14 protein-coding genes are annotated in these 16,629 nt (G+C 74.5%); 13 read left to right on the forward strand and 1 reads right to left on the reverse strand.

Annotated elements, in window-relative coordinates; all coding sequences use genetic code 11:
- The first annotated feature begins 204 nt into the window (after positions 1-204).
- Together msrA and ACZ7GX_RS44335 are read left to right on the forward strand one after the other, a co-directional pair.
- Positions 205-708, forward strand: a complete 504-nt coding sequence (gene msrA, locus ACZ7GX_RS44330; RefSeq protein ID WP_498786674.1) for a peptide-methionine (S)-S-oxide reductase MsrA — start codon at positions 205-207, stop codon at positions 706-708.
- Between the two features lie 258 nt (positions 709-966).
- On the forward strand, positions 967-1,212 hold the full coding sequence (locus ACZ7GX_RS44335) for a hypothetical protein (RefSeq protein WP_498786675.1): 246 nt from the start codon (positions 967-969) through the stop codon (positions 1,210-1,212).
- 253 nt (positions 1,213-1,465) lie between these two features.
- Here ACZ7GX_RS44335 and ACZ7GX_RS44340 read toward each other — a convergent pair whose 3' ends face one another.
- Positions 1,466-2,098 (reverse strand): DUF2231 domain-containing protein, encoded by a 633-nt coding sequence (locus ACZ7GX_RS44340; RefSeq protein ID WP_498786676.1) that lies wholly within the window; start codon positions 2,096-2,098, stop codon positions 1,466-1,468.
- 76 nt (positions 2,099-2,174) lie between these two features.
- Here ACZ7GX_RS44340 and ACZ7GX_RS44345 point away from each other — a divergent pair, with 76 nt between their 5' ends.
- The 11 genes from ACZ7GX_RS44345 (at position 2,175) to ACZ7GX_RS44395 (ending at position 16,489) form a co-directional block, all read left to right on the forward strand.
- The gene (locus ACZ7GX_RS44345; protein ID WP_498786677.1) at positions 2,175-2,732 is read left to right on the forward strand and encodes a TetR/AcrR family transcriptional regulator; all 558 of its coding nucleotides are present in this window, start codon (positions 2,175-2,177) and stop codon (positions 2,730-2,732) included.
- Between the two features lie 81 nt (positions 2,733-2,813).
- Complete coding sequence (locus tag ACZ7GX_RS44350) at positions 2,814-5,597, forward strand: helix-turn-helix transcriptional regulator (RefSeq protein WP_498786678.1); 2,784 nt, start codon at positions 2,814-2,816, stop codon at positions 5,595-5,597.
- 103 nt (positions 5,598-5,700) lie between these two features.
- Entirely contained in the window at positions 5,701-8,046 is a 2,346-nt protein-coding gene (locus tag ACZ7GX_RS44355) for a CHAT domain-containing protein (RefSeq protein WP_498786679.1), read from the forward strand.
- Positions 8,043-8,420 carry a hypothetical protein gene (locus tag ACZ7GX_RS44360; RefSeq protein WP_498786680.1) on the forward strand — a complete coding sequence of 126 codons (378 nt, stop codon included), beginning with the start codon at positions 8,043-8,045 and terminating at the stop codon, positions 8,418-8,420. Before ACZ7GX_RS44355 ends, ACZ7GX_RS44360 begins: the two co-directional genes overlap by 4 nt.
- A 237-nt stretch (positions 8,421-8,657) precedes the next feature.
- Positions 8,658-10,085 carry a ferritin-like domain-containing protein gene (locus tag ACZ7GX_RS44365; protein WP_498786681.1) on the forward strand — a complete coding sequence of 476 codons (1,428 nt, stop codon included), beginning with the start codon at positions 8,658-8,660 and terminating at the stop codon, positions 10,083-10,085.
- Positions 10,082-11,473, forward strand: coding sequence for a hypothetical protein (locus ACZ7GX_RS44370; protein WP_498786682.1), 1,392 nt, complete (start codon positions 10,082-10,084; stop codon positions 11,471-11,473). Before ACZ7GX_RS44365 ends, ACZ7GX_RS44370 begins: the two co-directional genes overlap by 4 nt.
- On the forward strand, positions 11,470-12,342 hold the full coding sequence (locus tag ACZ7GX_RS44375) for a hypothetical protein (protein WP_498786683.1): 873 nt from the start codon (positions 11,470-11,472) through the stop codon (positions 12,340-12,342). Before ACZ7GX_RS44370 ends, ACZ7GX_RS44375 begins: the two co-directional genes overlap by 4 nt.
- A complete protein-coding gene (locus tag ACZ7GX_RS44380; RefSeq protein ID WP_498786684.1) occupies positions 12,339-13,670 on the forward strand; it encodes a radical SAM protein in 1,332 nt (443 codons plus the stop codon). The genes ACZ7GX_RS44375 and ACZ7GX_RS44380 overlap by 4 nt, the downstream gene beginning before the upstream one ends.
- Positions 13,667-15,004 carry a flavin-dependent monooxygenase QhpG gene (gene qhpG, locus ACZ7GX_RS44385; RefSeq protein ID WP_498786685.1) on the forward strand — a complete coding sequence of 446 codons (1,338 nt, stop codon included), beginning with the start codon at positions 13,667-13,669 and terminating at the stop codon, positions 15,002-15,004. The genes ACZ7GX_RS44380 and qhpG overlap by 4 nt, the downstream gene beginning before the upstream one ends.
- An 89-nt stretch (positions 15,005-15,093) precedes the next feature.
- Positions 15,094-16,110: a hypothetical protein gene (locus ACZ7GX_RS44390; RefSeq protein WP_498786686.1), complete on the forward strand. Its 1,017-nt coding sequence runs from the start codon at positions 15,094-15,096 to the stop codon at positions 16,108-16,110.
- 94 nt (positions 16,111-16,204) lie between these two features.
- Positions 16,205-16,489: a hypothetical protein gene (locus ACZ7GX_RS44395; protein WP_498786687.1), complete on the forward strand. Its 285-nt coding sequence runs from the start codon at positions 16,205-16,207 to the stop codon at positions 16,487-16,489.
- Positions 16,490-16,629: the final 140 nt, after the last annotated feature.

Here is a 16,629-nt window from a genome sequence, read left to right on the forward strand (position 1 = left end):
GCGCACCCCCCCTCCCTACACCGCCGCCCACCCCCCCCCCCCCCCCCCCCCCCCTCCCCCCCCCCGCCCCCCCCCCCCCCCCCCCCCCCCCCGGCCCCTGACCGTGCACGCGGAGCCGCGGGTCACAGCCACCCCGGGATGACAGCGGGGCACGGGAGCGTTCACGCTGGTGGAGATATTTCGGACTGAGGAGTGGAGCGCCACATGGCTACCGTGACCGAGAAGGCCGTCCTCGCGGGAGGGTGTTTCTGGGGCATGCAGGACCTGTTCCGCCGCCACCCGGGCGTCGTCTCCACCCGCGTCGGCTACAGCGGCGGCGACGTCCCGAACGCGACGTACTACAACCACGGCAGCCACGCCGAGGCGATCGAGGTCGTGTTCGACCCGGCCCGGCTGAGCTACCGGCAGATCCTGGAGTTCTTCTTCCAGATCCACGACCCGACGACCCGCGACCGCCAGGGCAACGACATCGGCACGAGCTACCGCTCGGCGATCTTCTTCACCGACGACGAGCAGAAGCGGATCGCGGAGGCGACGATCGCCGACGTGGACGCCTCCGGCAAGTGGCCGGGCAAGGTCGTCACCGAGGTGGCGCAGGCCGGCGACTTCTGGGAGGCCGAGCCGGAGCACCAGGACTACCTCGAGCGCTACCCGAACGGGTACACCTGCCACTACGTCCGACCTGAGTGGCAACTCGGCGAGCGGTGAGCACGACCGTCGAGATCGTGGCGCTGCACGTGTCGTCCGTGCACGCGTACGAGGGACGGCCGGGCGACGGGCCGCGGGCCGACCCCGAGCCGGTCTCGCGCGACCACGTCGTGGTCCGGGCGGGTCTGGGCCTGGTGGGCGACCGCTACTACAACCGGCCCGCGCACCGGACGGCCGCCGTCACGGTCTTCGCCGTCGAGTCGCTGGAGCACGTCACCGGGGGGGCTCGGCCTGCACACCACGCCGAGCCCGCTGGTGGTGCGGCGCAACATCGTGCTGCGCGGGTTCGACGTGGACGGGCTCGCGCGGCACGACGTGTTCACCCTCGACTCGGGCGACGGGCCGGTGCGGTTCGAGGCGCACCGGCCCGCGAACCCGTGCGGCTGGCTGGACGTCGTGATCGCGCCGGGCGCGCTGAAGGCCCTGCGCGGCCGCGGCGGCAAACGGTGCGTCCCACTGGACGACGGCGTGCTCCGCCTCGGCCCGGCCACCCTGACCACCTGACCCGCCAGGCCGCCTGACCCGCCCGACCGCCGGCCCCGGACCGCCCCACTGCCGACTTAACCCGGCGACCACCACCCTCGGCCCGGCCACCCACCGCACCTCCACCCGCAGGCCCGGCCACCACTACACCCCCGGCCGACAACCCACCGCCCCTGTCACGCAGTCCCGGCGACCAGCCCAGGCCCGGCCCCGCGATCGACCGGCCTCCACCCCAGACCCGGCCACCGCCACACCGACCCGGCCGACCGCACGCTCACTCCGCGGGCCGGCCACCACGCGCGCCGCCCGGCGATCCGTCCCCGCTCACCCCGGCAGGTTCGGCAGGCCCCGGGACCACCGCACGCCCCGCCCGGCGAGCCGCCGCCCGACGCCGACGGCCCAACGAGCCGCCCAGGAAGCCGCCGGCCGCGAGCACCACCCCGCCGACCCGGGCCAGGCCGACGCCGAGCCGGTGGTGGTCGCACACGCGAGCCGCCCACGAGCCCGCGAAGACGACCGTGGCGACGCCGTTCGCGGCGGCGTGGACGACGCCGACGCGCCGCCCACCCCGCCCCGTCGCCGCCCAGTCCGCCCACCCGGTCACCGCGGCGGGCACGGCGCCGAGCAGGCCGAGGCCCACCAGCCGCGTGGCCGCCCGCCGCGACCCCTCGTCCGGGAACCAGTCCAGGAACTGGGCCATGAACCACGCGCCGAACGGCACGTCCTTGACGATGACGTGCAGCGGTATGCCGGTCGCCTCACCGTGCAGCAGGCGGCGCACCGGGTCACGGGCCACCAGCCGTCGGGCGAGCGGATCCGCCGCCTCGATCACGCCGTCCACCGCGTCCGAGCGCTCCAGCCGCTCCACCAACCGCAAGTACGCGTTGGTCCTCTTGGTCTCCTCCACGACCGCTCACATCCCTTCGCAGCACGTCCACGGTACTACGTTCATAGTGCCAAGTCACTATGGCTATAGTGATCGAGTGACGCCCACGAGACAACGAGCGCTGGACGCCGCCATCGACCTCCTCGGCACGCAAGGGCTCCGCGCGCTCACCCACGCCCGCGTCGACGAGCGCGCCGGGCTGGCGAAGGGGTCCACGTCGAACTACTTCCGCACCCGCCAGGCGCTGCTGACCGGTGTCGTCGGCCGGCTCGCCGAACTCGACCTGACGCAGGTCGGCATCGCCTTCGCGCCCACGAGCCCCGCCGAGCTGGTCGACGCGCTGTGCCTGGCGTTCGAGCACCTGACGGGCCCCGCGCGCACGGCGACCGCCGCCCGGCTGATCCTCTTCCTGGAAGCGGGCCACGTGCCCGAACTGCGAGCGGCGCTGTCACGGGGACGCGAAGCCATGGAGGCGATCGGCGTGGTCGCGCTCGCCCGGCTCGGCGCGCGCGACCCGCGGGGCGCCGCCACCGCGCTCGCGGCCTGCTTCGAGGGCCACCTCCTGCACCGCGTGGCCCGCCACGACGAGACCGATCCCCGCCCCACCTTCGAACTCCTGGTCACCGCGGCACTGCCCGACCCGGGAACCCGTTAGCGCCACCGCAGGTCATCCCTTCGGGTGGTCCGCCTCCGCACCCCTCAACTCCCCCGCGCTGACCTGGTCGAATCACGGATCGTGACAGCGGAGGTGTTCGTCGGGCGCGATCTCGAACGGCGGGTGATGGCGGAGGTGCTGGACGCCGCCCGGCGCGGACGTCCGGCGGTGCTCCAGGTCGTCGGCGAGCCCGGCATCGGCAAGACCCGGCTGCTGGAGTCGTTCCACGCCATGGCCGCCGCGGCGGGGTTCGCGGTGGTGACGAGCCGGGGCACCGAGTTCGACCGGGAAGTGCCCTACGGCGCGCTGACCGAACTGCTGGAGGAACTGACCGGCAAACAGCCCGCGGCTCTCTTCCCCGCCGACCGGGCCGCGCTCGACCCCGCCGACGACACCGGAGCGGTCGAGCGCTACCGCAGGCACCGCGTCGTGCGGGAGGCGCTGGAGTCGGCGTCCCGCGTCCGCGGCATGGTGGTCAGCCTGGACGACGCGCAGTGGGCCGACGTCGGCTCCCTGGACTGCTGGGCGCACCTGGTGCGCCGCCCGCCTCGCGGCCCGCTCGTCCTCGTGCTGGCCCACCGGGCCGTGCCGCTGCCGGTCAACCTCGACGCGTCGCTGTCGGACGCGCACCGCGCGGGCGTCGGGCACCGGCTGGAGCTGGGGCCGCTGGACTTCGCCGACGCCGTCGAGCTGATCGGGCGCGGTCGCGGGCCGTCGTGGCGGCGGGCGGTCTACGAGGCCAGCGGCGGCAACCCGCTGTACCTGGAGTCGTTGGTCAAGACCGCGCAACCGGCCGCGGGCGCCACGCCCCTGCCGCCCACGATCCGCGCGGCGCTGCGGGCCGAGCTGGACGTGCTCGACGAGGCGACGCGGGTCGTCGCCTGGGCGGCGGCCGTGGCGGGTGACCCGTTCGAGCCGGAGATGACGGCCGAGACCGGCGGCCTGCCCGAGCACGCCGTGCTCGACGCGCTGAACGCGTTGTGCCGGTGCGACCTCGTCCGCCCGGCCGGGCCGCGGCGGTTCCGGTTCCGCCACCCGCTGGTGCGGCAGGTCGTCTACGAGGCCGCGGCGCCGGGCTGGCGGCTCGGCGCGCACGAGCGGGCGTTGGCCGTCCTCGGCCGCCGCGGCAGCCCGCTCGCGGTGCGGGCCCACCACGTCGAGCAGGCGGGGCGGTTCGGCGACCGCGACGCCGTCGACACGTTGGTGGCAGCCGCGGCACAGGCGTCGGCCGCGTCACCGGCGACCGCCGCCCACTGGCTCAGGGCCGCGTTGCGGCTGCTGCCCGCGAACGGGTCGACCCCGGGCCTCACCGTGCGGCTCGCCGAAGCGCTCGTGCGCGCCGGTCGGCTGGACGAAGGCCTGGAGGTCGCCACGGGCGCGGTCCGCGAGCTGCGGACCGGACCCGCGGCCCAGCGCGTCCCGGCGGTGCTCCTGGCGGCCACCGCCGGTCGCCTGCTCGGGCACCACGCCGCCGCACGGGAACTCCTCGCCGACGAGCTGGCCCGACTCGGCGCCGACGACTGCCGCGAGGCGGTGACGCTGCGGCTGGAGCTGGCCGCCTCGTCGCTCATGGCGGGCACGTTCGACGCGGACCGCGCGGCCCTGGTCGACCTGGTCGTGCGGCAGGCGGTCGACCTCGGCGACCGGCCCCTGGTCGCCGCCGCCCGGGGCATGTCCGTCATGGCGGCGTTCCTGACCGGTGACGAGGAGGCCATGAGCCGGTGCGCGACCGAAGCCGCACGCGCGGCGGACGCCCTCACCGACGAGGAGCTGACCGACCGGGTGGACGCGCTGGTCTGGCTGGGGTGGGGCGAGCTGCACCACCAGCGGTGGGACGAGGCGCTGCGGCACCTCGACCGCGGCCTCCGGCTGGCCAGGGGCACGGGCCAGGGGCACCTGCTCACCTACCTGCTGGCCGCCCGCGCGTGCGCGCTGCGCTGGCAGGGCCGGCTGACCGAGGCCCTGGACTGCGCCGAGGACGCGGTGGAGGCGGCGATCCTGTCGGGCAGCGGCGAGCTGAGCGCGATGGCGCACGGCGTGCGGTGCTGGATCGCGCTGCTCGTCGGCGACCTCGACCTCGCCACCCGGTCGGGGGCCGCCGCGGTCGCCGCCGGGCGCGACGTCGGGTGGTGGCGCACGACCGCCCGGCTGCTCGACGGCATGGCGACGCTGGCGGCGGACCCCTCGGCGGAGGTCGCCGACGCCGTCCTCGACGCGGGCGGAGGCCCGGCGCTGTCGCGGGTCGACCCGTTCAGCAGACCCCTGTGGTACGCGTTCCTCACCGCGGCCGAACTCGCGCACGGGCGCGTCGACCGGGCGAAGCGGTGGGCGGACGGGGTCGGGGAGTTCGCGGCCGGCTTCCCCGTGCACCGCGCCGTCACCCGCTTGACGGCCGCGCGCCTCGCCGACGACCCGGAGCGCGCGCTGGCGTTGGCCGAGGAAGCCGCGCTGGCGTTCGAGGAGTGCGGCGCACGGGTGGACGCCGCCGAGAGCCGGTTGCTGGCAGGCTCCCTGCTCGCCCGGTCGGGCCGCCGTGACGAGGCGGTGGAGGCGCTCTGCGGCGCGGCCGACGAGTTCCTGGCCTGCGGCGCCCGCCGGCTGCACGCCCAGGCGGTCGCCGAGCTGCGCAAGCTCGGCAGGCGGCTCCCGTCGTTCGAGGCCGCCCGCCGCCGGGGACGGCAGGGCCTGACCGCGCGGGAGCTCGACGTCGCCCGGCTGCTCGCGACCGGCCGGACCAACCGCCAGATCGCCGACGAGCTGGTGATCAGCCTGAAGACGGTCGAGACGCACGTGACGCACGTGCTGGCCAAGCTCGGGGTGCTGAGCCGGACGGCGGCGGCGGTCGCGCTGCGCGACCTGGACTGACCGGAACGCAACGTTCGGGGTGCTGGATCAGGGGTTGCCCCGATGCCGTCCGCCGCGACCGTCGCCACGCTCGTCGCATCGCGCGGAACCGCAAAGGGGGGCCATGTCCGGGCGTCGTGCCTTCCCGGTGCTGCTCACCGTCGCCTTGCTGCTCGTCGCGGCACCGCCGGCGGTGGCGCAGCCGGCGGAGGTCGTCCGCGGCACGAGCTACGACTGGACCACGACGGGCACGTGGCAGGTGCCCGACTCCTGCCAGGTGTACCTGGGCGAGCTCCCCGCCGGCAGCTGCCGCACCCGCGAGCCCGGGAAGGTGACGCCCCTGCTCGTGTCGCTGGCCGTGCCGTCGAGCGCACCGCTCGGCACGGCCGAGGTCTGGTGCGACGGCTGCCGGCCGCCGTCGGCGTTCCGGCAGCCGTCCACCGGGTCGCGGCTGGCGACGGTCGTGGTGGTCGAGCCGGTCACGTCGTCGACCGCGCCACCGTCGTCATCACCGTCGCTGTCGTCAGCGTCGCCGTCGTCGTCGGTCCCGGCTCCGTCCTCATCGCGGCAACGGCAGCCGCCGCCTTCGTCGTCCGTGCCGGTGTCGTCCGTGCCGGTGTCGGAGTCACCGATCACGCCGTCCCGGTACGAGGTGGCCACGATCCCGGACGACAGCCCGGAACCCTTCACCACCGACCCCGTCCCACCACCCGCGGTCGGGGTGCCGCCGGCCATGGGCACGGCGTTCTCCGGTGGCGAATGGCTGCTGCCCGCACTGCTGGTCACGCTCATCGGCGTGCTCATGCTCGCCCTGCTGCTGGTCCGCGGCCCGCCGTCCAGCCGCCCGCCCTGGGCACGACCGGTGCTCGTGTGGCTGGCACCCGACGCGCCGGGGGCGCGCGCGTGGCCGACGGACCAGCCGTTGCGACCGGGCCACGCGTACGTCCTCTGGCTGGACATCGGCGCGCTGCACGCCTCGGGAGGAGGCCGGACCACCGTGCGGGCGGCCGTGTTCGACCAGTCCGGCGCGCTGCGCGACCGGCCGACGCGCGACCTGCTCGTCGACCGGCAGCCCGTGCCGCCGCAGGCCTTCCGCTTCACCGCGCCCGACACCGGCGCGCTGCGGCTGCGCTGCAACCTCTACCACCGGGGCGCGCTGCTCCAGTCGTTCCTGGTGGTGGCCGACGGACGTGGCTGGTCGGCGGTGCGGGACTACGTGCGCAGCTTCAGCCTCGACCCGGAGGTCGTGGCCACCGGGCGCCCGCACGCGCTCAGCATCATGGTCAACCACGACAGCCCGGACCAGCACGGGCTCTACGTGCACTTCGGCGACACCGGCGCGTCCGTCGCGACCCGGATCGCCGAGCACACCGTGGCCCGCTTCCAGGAGGGCGCCCGCGCGATCTACCGGTCGATGAACGACGCAGGCTGGGACCGGCAGCGGCTGTCGGCGCTGCTCGGCGAGGCCGCCGTGCACGGACGTGACGTGTTCGTGCGCTTCCAGACCGACGTGGACCTCGCCCTGGCCCGCACCAGGCAGCCCAGGGCGCCGTGGCGCGAGTTGCGCGCCGCGTCGTCGCACCTCCAGGTCGTGCACCCGGACGGCAGCGCCGAGTGGCTGCCCGCCGCGATGATCTACGACTTCCCGCTGGCCCGCTTGGAGCCCCACGAGTACCACTTGTGCGAGGCGTACTTCGCCGACCTCGACGGCACGGACCCTCCCCGGTGCGCACGAGGAGGGTGCGCGACCGGATCGCCCGACGTCGTCTGCCCGGCCGGGTTCTGGGGCTTCCGGTTCGCGATCGGCAACCCGATGACCTTCGACCCCCGCGTACCGGTGCCCGACCACCCGGCGGCGCCGGTCGACCCGCCGGTCGTGGTGCTCGGCCGGGCGGACGACCCGGGGTTCGTCGCCCAACGCACCCACCTGCAAGGGCTGCGGCACGCCCTGCCGCACGTCCAGGTGATCGAGAGCAACCGCCGCGCGGCGTTCCTCCAGCACCTGCGCAGCGTCGCGCCGAGCGTCATCTACCTGTACTGCCACGGCGGCGTGAACGACCGCGGCCTCGGCTACGTCGAGATCGGCGACGGCGAGTGGCTCACGGCGGCCGAGTTCGACGACGACTTCGGCGGGCGGTGGGAGTCGATGCCGCTGGTCCTGCTCAACGGGTGCAGCACCGTCGCGCCCGGCGCCGACCACGCGTTCCCGCTCACGCCGCGACTGCTGTGGGCAGGCGCGGCGGGCGTCGTCGGCACGGAGGTCGACGTCCGGGAGGGCCTGGCCTGCCGGTTCGCCGACACCCTGCTGCCCGCGCTGCTCGGCGACGGCCACACCGTCGGGCAGGCGATGACGGCGGCGCGGCGCGCGGTGCTGCGTGACGGCAGCGCGTTGGGCCTGGCCTACACCGCGTTGGCGCCCGCCGACCTGAACCTGGTGCCGACCCGGGCACGCGTGAGGGGACGACCATGACCTTGGAGCTGTGGGGCGCGGCGGCGTTCGGCGCCGTGCTCGGCTGGAACCTGTACTTCGTCAACCGCTACCGGACCGACCGGGTGCGGCTGGCCGACCTCGGCGCGCTGGTCGCGGTCATCGGCGGCGGCGCGGTGCTCGCGCTGTTCCCCGCCGGCAGCCGCCTGTTCGGCGCGTACGGCATCGGCCTGCTCGCCGGGTTCGCCACCTACCTGCTGGTGCTGTTCACCCTGGTCGCGGTGTCGAAGAAGTTCACCGTCGACTGGTTCCTCGACGGGCGCAGGCTCCGCCTGGCCGAGGACGAGGAGAAGCTCCCGGACGCGCGGGACTCCGGCGTGGCCATGTCGCCGGCCCAGCGCCGCCGCCCCGGCTGACCACCACCGACCGGTCACGGACGTCGCCCGACCGTGGCGGCGGCCGACGTCACCGGCGACGGTCCGTCAGCACGGGCGACCCGGCCGGATGACGGGTTTCACCGGCCCGGCTGGCGTTGGCCGCGACCGGGGCGTCGGGTGCCCGCACGCCGGCACGCTCGCCCGTGCGCCACACAGTCGCGCGGGAAACGGGGGTAGGACATGCGGTCGAGGGTGCACAGGCATCTCGCTTCGGTGGTGCCGGAGCTCTTCGAGGACCGGGCGCCCGCCATGGCGGTCCTGTCGGTGGCCGGGCCCCTCGACGCGGAGGAGGAGCGCCCGGTCCTGCCGCCGGAGTTCAACTGGCGCGACTACACCGTGATGCTGCTGCACGTCGCGGCCGAGATCGAGCACTCGCTGATGGTGCAGTACCTGTTCGCCGCCTACTCGATGGGCGGGCCGCAGGTGCCCGAAGGGCTGCGCGACGACGTGCGCGGCTGGCAGGAGGTCATCCTCGGCATCGCGAAGGAGGAGATGGGCCACCTCGTCACCGTGCAGAACCTGCTGACGGTGCTGGGCGGCCCGATCAACCTCGACCGCGAGGACTACCCGTGGGGCTCGGACTTCTACCCGTTCGCGTTCAACCTCCAGCCGTTGAGCGCCGACTCGCTCGCCAAGTACGTGGTCGCGGAGAGCCCGAGCACCTGGTCCGGTCCCGAGGCCACGGCCATCAAGGAGAGGGCAGCCAAGGCGTCGGGCGACTACGTCAACCGGGTCGGTGCGCTCTACGGCCGGGTCGACGCGATCCTGAAGAACAAGGACTTCCTCCCGGACGAGCTGTTCCACGCGGACACGCTGCCGTACCAGGCGTCCTGGGACGAGTGGGGCCGCGGGTACACCCGCGGTGAACGCGGGCAGGACTCCGGGAACGTGCCGGACGTCAAGTCGCCCGAGCTGCTGGTCTTCGGCGTGTTCTCGCGGGACTCGGCGCGCAAGGCGCTGCGCGAGATCGGCGAGCAGGGCGAGGCGCCGGACGCCGACGAGCAGGACGAGACGTCCCACTTCAACCGGTTCCTCGGCATCTACCGGGCGTTGACGCGGTTGCCCGAGGACCAGCAGGCGCTGGTGTCGCGCCCGGTCGCGCAGAACCCGGTGACCGCGCACCGGCTCAACGAGTCGCAGCCGGTCGGGTACGCCGCCGCCGAGGTGACGACCAACCCGATCACGGACCCGGTCACCGCGCTGTGGGGCCACCTGTTCAACCTCCGCTACCGGATGCTGCTCACCGACATCTCCCACGCGTTCCTGCTGTCGGGCCCGGTGGACAACGGCGGCGTGCTCACCGGGCGCGGCGCGCTGGTGCACCGGGCGTTCGCCGAGATGTACAACCTGCGCGCCGTCGCCGGACGCCTGGTGGAGCGGCCCCTGGAGGAGGACGTGCCGGGCGGTCTGCTGGCCGGGCCGCCGTTCGAGATGCCGTACAGCCTCGAACTGCCCCACCACGACCACGACCGCTGGCTGCTGCAGCGCGACCTCGTGCAGGCGTCCCAGCTGCTCACCGACCAACTGCTCAGCACCGACCCGGCCGGCGCGGACGACCCCTACCTGGTGGCGCTGCGCGAGTCCGACCGGCGGGCGCTGGAGCAGATCGAGCACGTCCTCAGCCGCAAGGGGTGCACGCGATGACGACGATCCGGGAACTGCGCGTCCTGCCGCCGCTGGCCGTCGCACGGCTCGGCGGCGCCGCCGAGCCGATGGACAACTACACCGCCGAGACCGACCCGACCGAGCCGCTGGGGCCACGACGGCTGCGCCCCGCGCCGACGTTCCGCGTCGACCCCGGCTCCGGCGCGATCACCGGCGCCGACACCCCCGCGACGCTCCGGTTCACCGACGGGCACGGCAAGGTCCGGCCCGTCGCGCCGTTCCTCGAGGTCTGGGCGCTCACCGACGACGACGTGCTCCGGCCCCTGACCGTCGACCTGTTGCAGGACAACGGCCTCACGCCCGAGGACGTGCGGTGGCGCGTCCGGGTCGGCAACCACAAGATCCAGCGCCGCACCTACGACGACAACGACCGGATCGACGCCGACACCGAGTGGTTCAGCGACCACGTGTCGCACGAGCTGATGGGCGTGTGCGCGAACTTCCTCGAAGACAAGTTCCTGCCGCTGGGCCACGCCCGCTACCTCAAGCCGACGCCGGAGTTCCCCGGCATCCGGTTGCGCTTCACGCCCGCCGCCGGCCACGTCTACGGCTCCGCCTACACCGACCGCCCCACCGACCCGGACCCGAACGTCGTCGACTTCCTCTACGACGCCACCAGGGGCAAGTGGCGCGGCCACGCCGACCAGCCGGGCGATCCGCGGCTGACGATCCCGGCGCAGATCTACGCGGGCGACGACGGCCCGGACGGCTCCTGGGTCAGCCGGGGCTACCTCGACGACGAGTGCGACGGCCTGGTCCACGTCGCGCTCGACGTCTCCGGCCGGGAACTGACCGCGTTCGGCCGCATCGGCGCGGGCCCGCCCGCCTACGCGCCGGACGTCATCCCGATCCGCACCGTCGCCGACGAGCTCGACCAGGCGTTGCACGGACCGGCCGCGACCGGGCAGGACACCTTGGAGCAGGCGCGCGCCGTGGCCGAGGAAGTGCTCCGCCGCGCCACGGAGACGGTGCGGCTGATGAACACCGAGGTGATGAACGGCAACACCGTGGACGGTCGGGTCGACGCCGCGAGCACGATGGTGCGGCAGGACACCGCCGACACCGGCCGGCTGTTCGAGCCGATCATGGCGCCGTCCCTGGTGGACGCCGCCGCGGTGCTCGCCCTGCACCGGAACGTGCTCGCCGCCCTGCGCAGCGGCACCGCGCCGTGGTTCGCCGACGTGCTGCGCGACCACGACGAGGTCGGCGACCTCACCGCCAAGGGCAGGCGCAAGATGCCGGCGCTGATGCGCGGCGCGGACGGCCGGTCGCTGGCCCTCACCCGCCGCCAGGTGGACCTCGTCCGCCTGGCCGCCCGGCAGGCGATCTTCCGGCAGGCCACCGACGAACCCGGAGGACCGCGATGAGCGACGACCGGATCGACCCGATGAACCTCACCGCCCAGCTGCACTACAGCGCCGCGGGCAACCCGCCGAGCACGTTGCCCGACTCGGCGATCTCCAACGCGTTCCCCGGCCTGGAGTTCGACATCCGCAACATCTGGCGCCGGCTCCTGGTCGGCATCGAGCTGCACGAGTCGGACAACTACGTCGTGGGCGCCGACCCGGAGCACGAACGGCTGGTCGGCCGCCGCCTGCTGTCCGTCGGCGACCACGACGTCGTGGGCGCCCTGGTCGGGCCGACCCGCCCCGGCAGCGGGTCGTCCCGGCTGACCTCGGCGGACAACCCCGACGGCGTGACGATGCTGGAGTGGTCCAACTCCCTGGCGGACGTGCTGGCCGACCACGTCGGGCAGACCGTGCCGTGCCTGTTCACCAGCGGCCCCGCGTCGAAGCCGGTCGGCAAGCCGTCGTCCCTGCCCGACCCGCGCTTCGAGGTGGTGCGGCTGGAGGTCAGGGCCCTGTTCGCGAAGAGCGGGACGACCGGCGGCGACCTCGCCGTGATCGCCGAGGAGATGGCCGGACCCGGCGACCTGACCCGCGGCCTGTGCTCGCCCTGGCAGAACGACTACCGCGAGTGCGCCTGCTACTACTGGGCCGCCAGCCGACCGGACTACGTCAACGTCGAGGACACCGCCGCGGGCACCACCACCGGCAACCACTGGTTCGCCAAGGACCGCGAGCCGCGCGAGTACGTGCTGGACAACCGCTTCGACTCCCGCCTGGTCAGCTACGACGACCTGTTCCGGGACTGGCAGGGCGAGCTGCGGTTCATCGTGGACGGCAAGGACGCGCCCGAGTACCGCGAGACCGAGCCGGACGGTGACGGCCGATGACCGCCGCCCGGCTGTTCGCGGAGTCCGTTCCCGTCCACCCCGACGTCCACCTGCTCCGCACCGACGCGGGGCCACGCGTGCTCATCGCCGACGGCAGCCGCCTGTTCGGCGTCGGCCAGGCCCTCTACGACCGGATCGACGCCGCCCGCCGCGACCCCGATCCACGACTGGTGGACTCGCTGCTGGCCGACCTCGGCCTCGACGCGCCGCGCCAGGTCGACGACCTCGCGCCCGACCCGCCGCCGGTGCGGGCGCTGTCGCTGGCCGTCGCCCAGAAGTGCAACCTCGGCTGCACCTACTGCTACGCGCAGCAGGGCGACTTCGGCGGTCCGGCCAAGAACATGCCGGAGGCGACCGCGTTCGCCGCCGTGGACACCCTGTTCCGCGACGCCGGCCCCGGCGAACGCGTCAACCTCGCGTTCCTCGGCGGCGAGCCGATGATCAACCGGCCGGTCGTGCGCTCCGCGACCGAGTACGCCGTCGCGGTGTCGCGGCGGACGGGGACGCCGGTCACGTTCTCCATCACCACCAACGGCACGCTGCTCACGCCCGAGGACGGCGAGTTCTTCGAGGCGCACGGGTTCGCGGTCACGGTCAGCCTCGACGGCGTCGGCGCTCGGCACGACCTGCTGCGACCGCACCGCGACGGCCGCGGCAGCTACCGGCGCGTCATGGACCGGGTCGCGCCACTGTTGGCGGCGCAACGCCGGATGCAGGTCTCGGCCCGCGTCACGGTCACGCCGCTCAACCTCGACCTGCCGCGCACGCTGGAGGAGTTCACCGCCGCCGGGTTCCACGGCGTCGGCTTCTCACCCATGCTCAGCTCGCCCAACGGGCACGGCGAGATGGCGTCGCGGGACCTGGAGGTCATGCTGGAGCAGATGACCGCGTGCGGCGAGGAGTTCGTCCGCCGGGTGCTCGCCGGGCAGCGCTACCCGTTCACCAACCTGGTCACCGCGTTGCGCGAGATCCACCGGGGCACGCACCGGCCCTACCCGTGCGGCGCGGGCGCGGGCTACCTGGGCGTGTCCGCGGACGGCGACCTGGCGGCGTGCCACCGGTTCGTCGGCGACTCCGACGGCGCGATGGGCGACCTGACCACCGGCGTGGACGACGCCAAGCGCGCCCGGTGGCTGACCGACCGCCACGTGCACCGGCAGGAGCCGTGCAACGGCTGCTGGGCCCGGTACCTGTGCGGCGGCGGCTGCCACCACGAGGTGATCCGCCGCGGCCGGCCGGCGTGCGACTACATCCGGGGCTGGCTGCACCACTGCCTCTCCGTCTACAGCCGCCTGCTCGCCGCCCGGCCCGACTACTTCACCGGATGACGGACGTCTGCGTGGTCGGAGGTGGGCCGGCGGGCGCGGTGTGCGCGCTGCGCCTGGCCCGCCTCGGCCACCGCGTCGTGCTGCTGGAACGCCGCCCGTTCCCCCGCCCGCACGTGGGCGAGGCGCTGTCACCCGGAGTCGGGCCGCTGCTCGACGTCCTGGACCTCGGGCACGCCCTCGACGACGCCGTGCCGTCGCGCGGCACCCTGGTGCGCTGGGAGGACACCACGACCCACCTGGTCGCCCCCGATCCACGGGCGGTCACCGTCGACCGGGGACGGTTCGACCACGTCCTGCTCACCGCCGCACGGGCCGCCGGCGTCGAGGTCCGGCACCCCGCCCGCGCCGGACGCCCCCGACGCACCCGGGCGGGCTGGGACGTCCCCCTGCCCGGCGGAACGCTCCGGGCCCGGTTCCTGGTGGACGCGAGCGGGCGGCACCGCGTCTCGGGCGGCACGACCACCGCCACCGGGCCCAGGACCCTCGCCCTGCACGCCGTCTGGCGAGGCGGCGGCCCGACCCGCATCGGCACGGGACCGCGGACCTGGTGCTGGGGCGCGCCCCTGCCCCGCGGCCTGTTCCGCGCCATGGCGTTCATCGACGCCGACCTGCTCCGCGCCCACCGCCCGGAGCGCCTCTACCACCACCTCCTCGACAGCACCGGCCTGTTCGCGGACCGCCCGGGATCACTCGACGTCGCCGTCTGCGACGCCACCGCCTACCGCGACGACACCCCCGTGACCGAGGACAGCGTCAAGGTCGGCGAAGCGGCCTTCACCCTCGACCCGCTGACGTCGTCCGGGGTGGACAGCGCGCTGCACAGCGCCATGGCCGCCGCCGTCACCGTCCACACCGTCCTCTCCGACGGCGACCGGGCCGCCGCCCTCGCCTTCTACCGCGACAGCCGGGACCGGACCTCGGCCCGTCACGCCGGCTGGACCGCCGCCCACTACGACCGCCACCAACCCCACCGCGACCAACCGTTCTGGCGACGCCGAGCCGCGCCACCCCCCGACCACCGACCGACCTCACCGGCCCCGTTGACCCTCGACCACCTCCACCGGCCGGTCCGGCTGTCCCCCGACGCCGCCGTCGTGCCGACCCCGTGCCCGGTCGGGGACCTCGTCACCACCCGCCGCGCCCTCACCCACCCGGCCCTGCCCACCCCGGTCGCGCACGTCGCCGACACCGAACTCGCCCCGCTGCTCGGCTACCTCGACCGCACCGCGTCCCTGTCCGACCTGCTCCGCGCCTGGTCGACCCACCTGCCCGCCCGCCAAGCCGAGGCGACCGCGCGGTGGCTGTTCGAACGGGGCTGCCTGGAGACCACCTGAGATTCCCCCAATCGCCCCATCACTTCTCCCGTCCGGTGGTAGGCATGTGATGCCCGCCATACGGGCGGGCGTCAACAGGGGGAGCTGTGATGTCCAGAAGAAGAACCTTGCTCGGGTTGCCGGTGATAGTGGCGGTGACCATGGCTTCGCTGACCGCCACCGCGCCGGCCGAGCCGACCACCGCGCACGTTCCGGGGGACGTCCACCTGGCCACGTTCGGCATCCCGGGCAGCACCGGCGTGGCCCACACGGTCCGCCGGGGCGACGGCAGCTGGACCGGATTCGGCTACATCGGCACGAACCACTCCCAGCGCCAACTCGTGTCGGCCATCGTCGACGGCGAAGAGCACCTGATCTACGAGGACTACTCGGGCCTGCCCTACCGGCCGTCGCTGCACCACCGGATCCGCCACGCCGACGGCTCGTGGTCGGAGGTGACCCCCGGACCGGTCGGCACGACCGGGTCGACCAACGACCTGGCCGTGGCCGCCGTCAACGGCGAGTTGCACCGGGTGCGGCGCGGCAGCGACGACCAGCTCATGAAGCACGCGGTGCGGCGCGCCGACGGTACCTGGGCGAGCGAGGTCGTCGTCCCGGCCGCGACCACGGCGACCATGAACGCCGCGATCGCGGGCGTCGGCGACGCCCTGCGCCTGGTGGTCGACGACACCGCCGGCGGGCGGATCCTGCCGTCCTACGTCCGGTACGCCGACGGCACCTGGGCCCAGACCGCCGACGTGCCCTTCACCCCGGCGCCGGCCGAGGTCACGGCCACCGACGTGGAGCTCGCCCAGGTCGGCTCCGACCTGCACGCCCTGGTGATCGGCAGCGACGGCGAGGTCTACCACGCCCTTCAGCGCCCGACCGGCGAGTGGACCACGTTCACCAACGTCGCGTCGCAGACGGGCGCGCCCGGCAGCGCCGTCAACAGCGCCTCGATCACCGCGTCGCGGGGCGTCCTGCACGTCGCGGTCGCCACCGACGGCGACCGACTGCTGCACACGATCCGCTCCGGCGACGGCCGCTGGCTGCCCTTCGGCGACGTGCTGGCCGCGAACAGCTCATCACCACCTCGGCCGCTCTCGATCACGATCGCCGGCAGCTGACAGCGCCGATCCGGCCCGCGGCGGCCGGTCGAGTCGGGCCGGTCGCCGCACCGCTCTCACCGCGAGTTCATGCGATGACACGCGCGCACGGGGCGTGCGTGGAACCAAGACCTCGTTGCGGTACGTCGTCCGGCACGCCGACGGCAGGTGGGAGCAGACCCCGGACGTGCCGTTCACCCCGCCGACCGGCACGAGGGCCGTCACCGTGGTCATCGCACAGGTGGGCACCGAACTGCACGCCGTGGTGACCGGGGGCGACGGCGGCCTGTACCACGCGGTGCAGCGCTCGACCGGCGCCTGGACCACCTTCCACGACATCGCGTCAGCGACCGGATCGCCGAACCTGACGACGAGCCGGCTCACCATCGCCGGCAGCTGATCCGCGGTGGGGGGGGGGGGGGGGGGGGGGGGGGGGGGGGGGGGGGGGGGGGGCTGTGGGCGGGGGGGGGGGGGGGGGGGGGGGTGGGGTGGGGGGGGGGGGGGGTGGGCTGCGGATACCACAGATCCCGCGACGAGCCA

It is taken from the genome of Actinosynnema sp. NPDC037264 (assembly GCF_055603705.1).

What these genes read in the sequence shown, in the direction of transcription:
- ACZ7GX_RS44390 (WP_498786686.1), top strand. Translation starts at nt 15,094, where the DNA reads ATGTCCAGAAGAAGAACCTTGCTCGGGTTGCCGGTGATAGTGGCGGTG.
- qhpG (WP_498786685.1), top strand. Translation starts at nt 13,667, where the DNA reads ATGACGGACGTCTGCGTGGTCGGAGGTGGGCCGGCGGGCGCGGTGTGC.
- ACZ7GX_RS44375 (WP_498786683.1), top strand. Translation starts at nt 11,470, where the DNA reads ATGAGCGACGACCGGATCGACCCGATGAACCTCACCGCCCAGCTGCAC.
- ACZ7GX_RS44360 (WP_498786680.1), top strand. Translation starts at nt 8,043, where the DNA reads ATGACCTTGGAGCTGTGGGGCGCGGCGGCGTTCGGCGCCGTGCTCGGC.
- ACZ7GX_RS44355 (WP_498786679.1), top strand. Translation starts at nt 5,701, where the DNA reads ATGTCCGGGCGTCGTGCCTTCCCGGTGCTGCTCACCGTCGCCTTGCTG.
- ACZ7GX_RS44380 (WP_498786684.1), top strand. Translation starts at nt 12,339, where the DNA reads ATGACCGCCGCCCGGCTGTTCGCGGAGTCCGTTCCCGTCCACCCCGAC.
- msrA (WP_498786674.1), top strand. Translation starts at nt 205, where the DNA reads ATGGCTACCGTGACCGAGAAGGCCGTCCTCGCGGGAGGGTGTTTCTGG.
- ACZ7GX_RS44370 (WP_498786682.1), top strand. Translation starts at nt 10,082, where the DNA reads ATGACGACGATCCGGGAACTGCGCGTCCTGCCGCCGCTGGCCGTCGCA.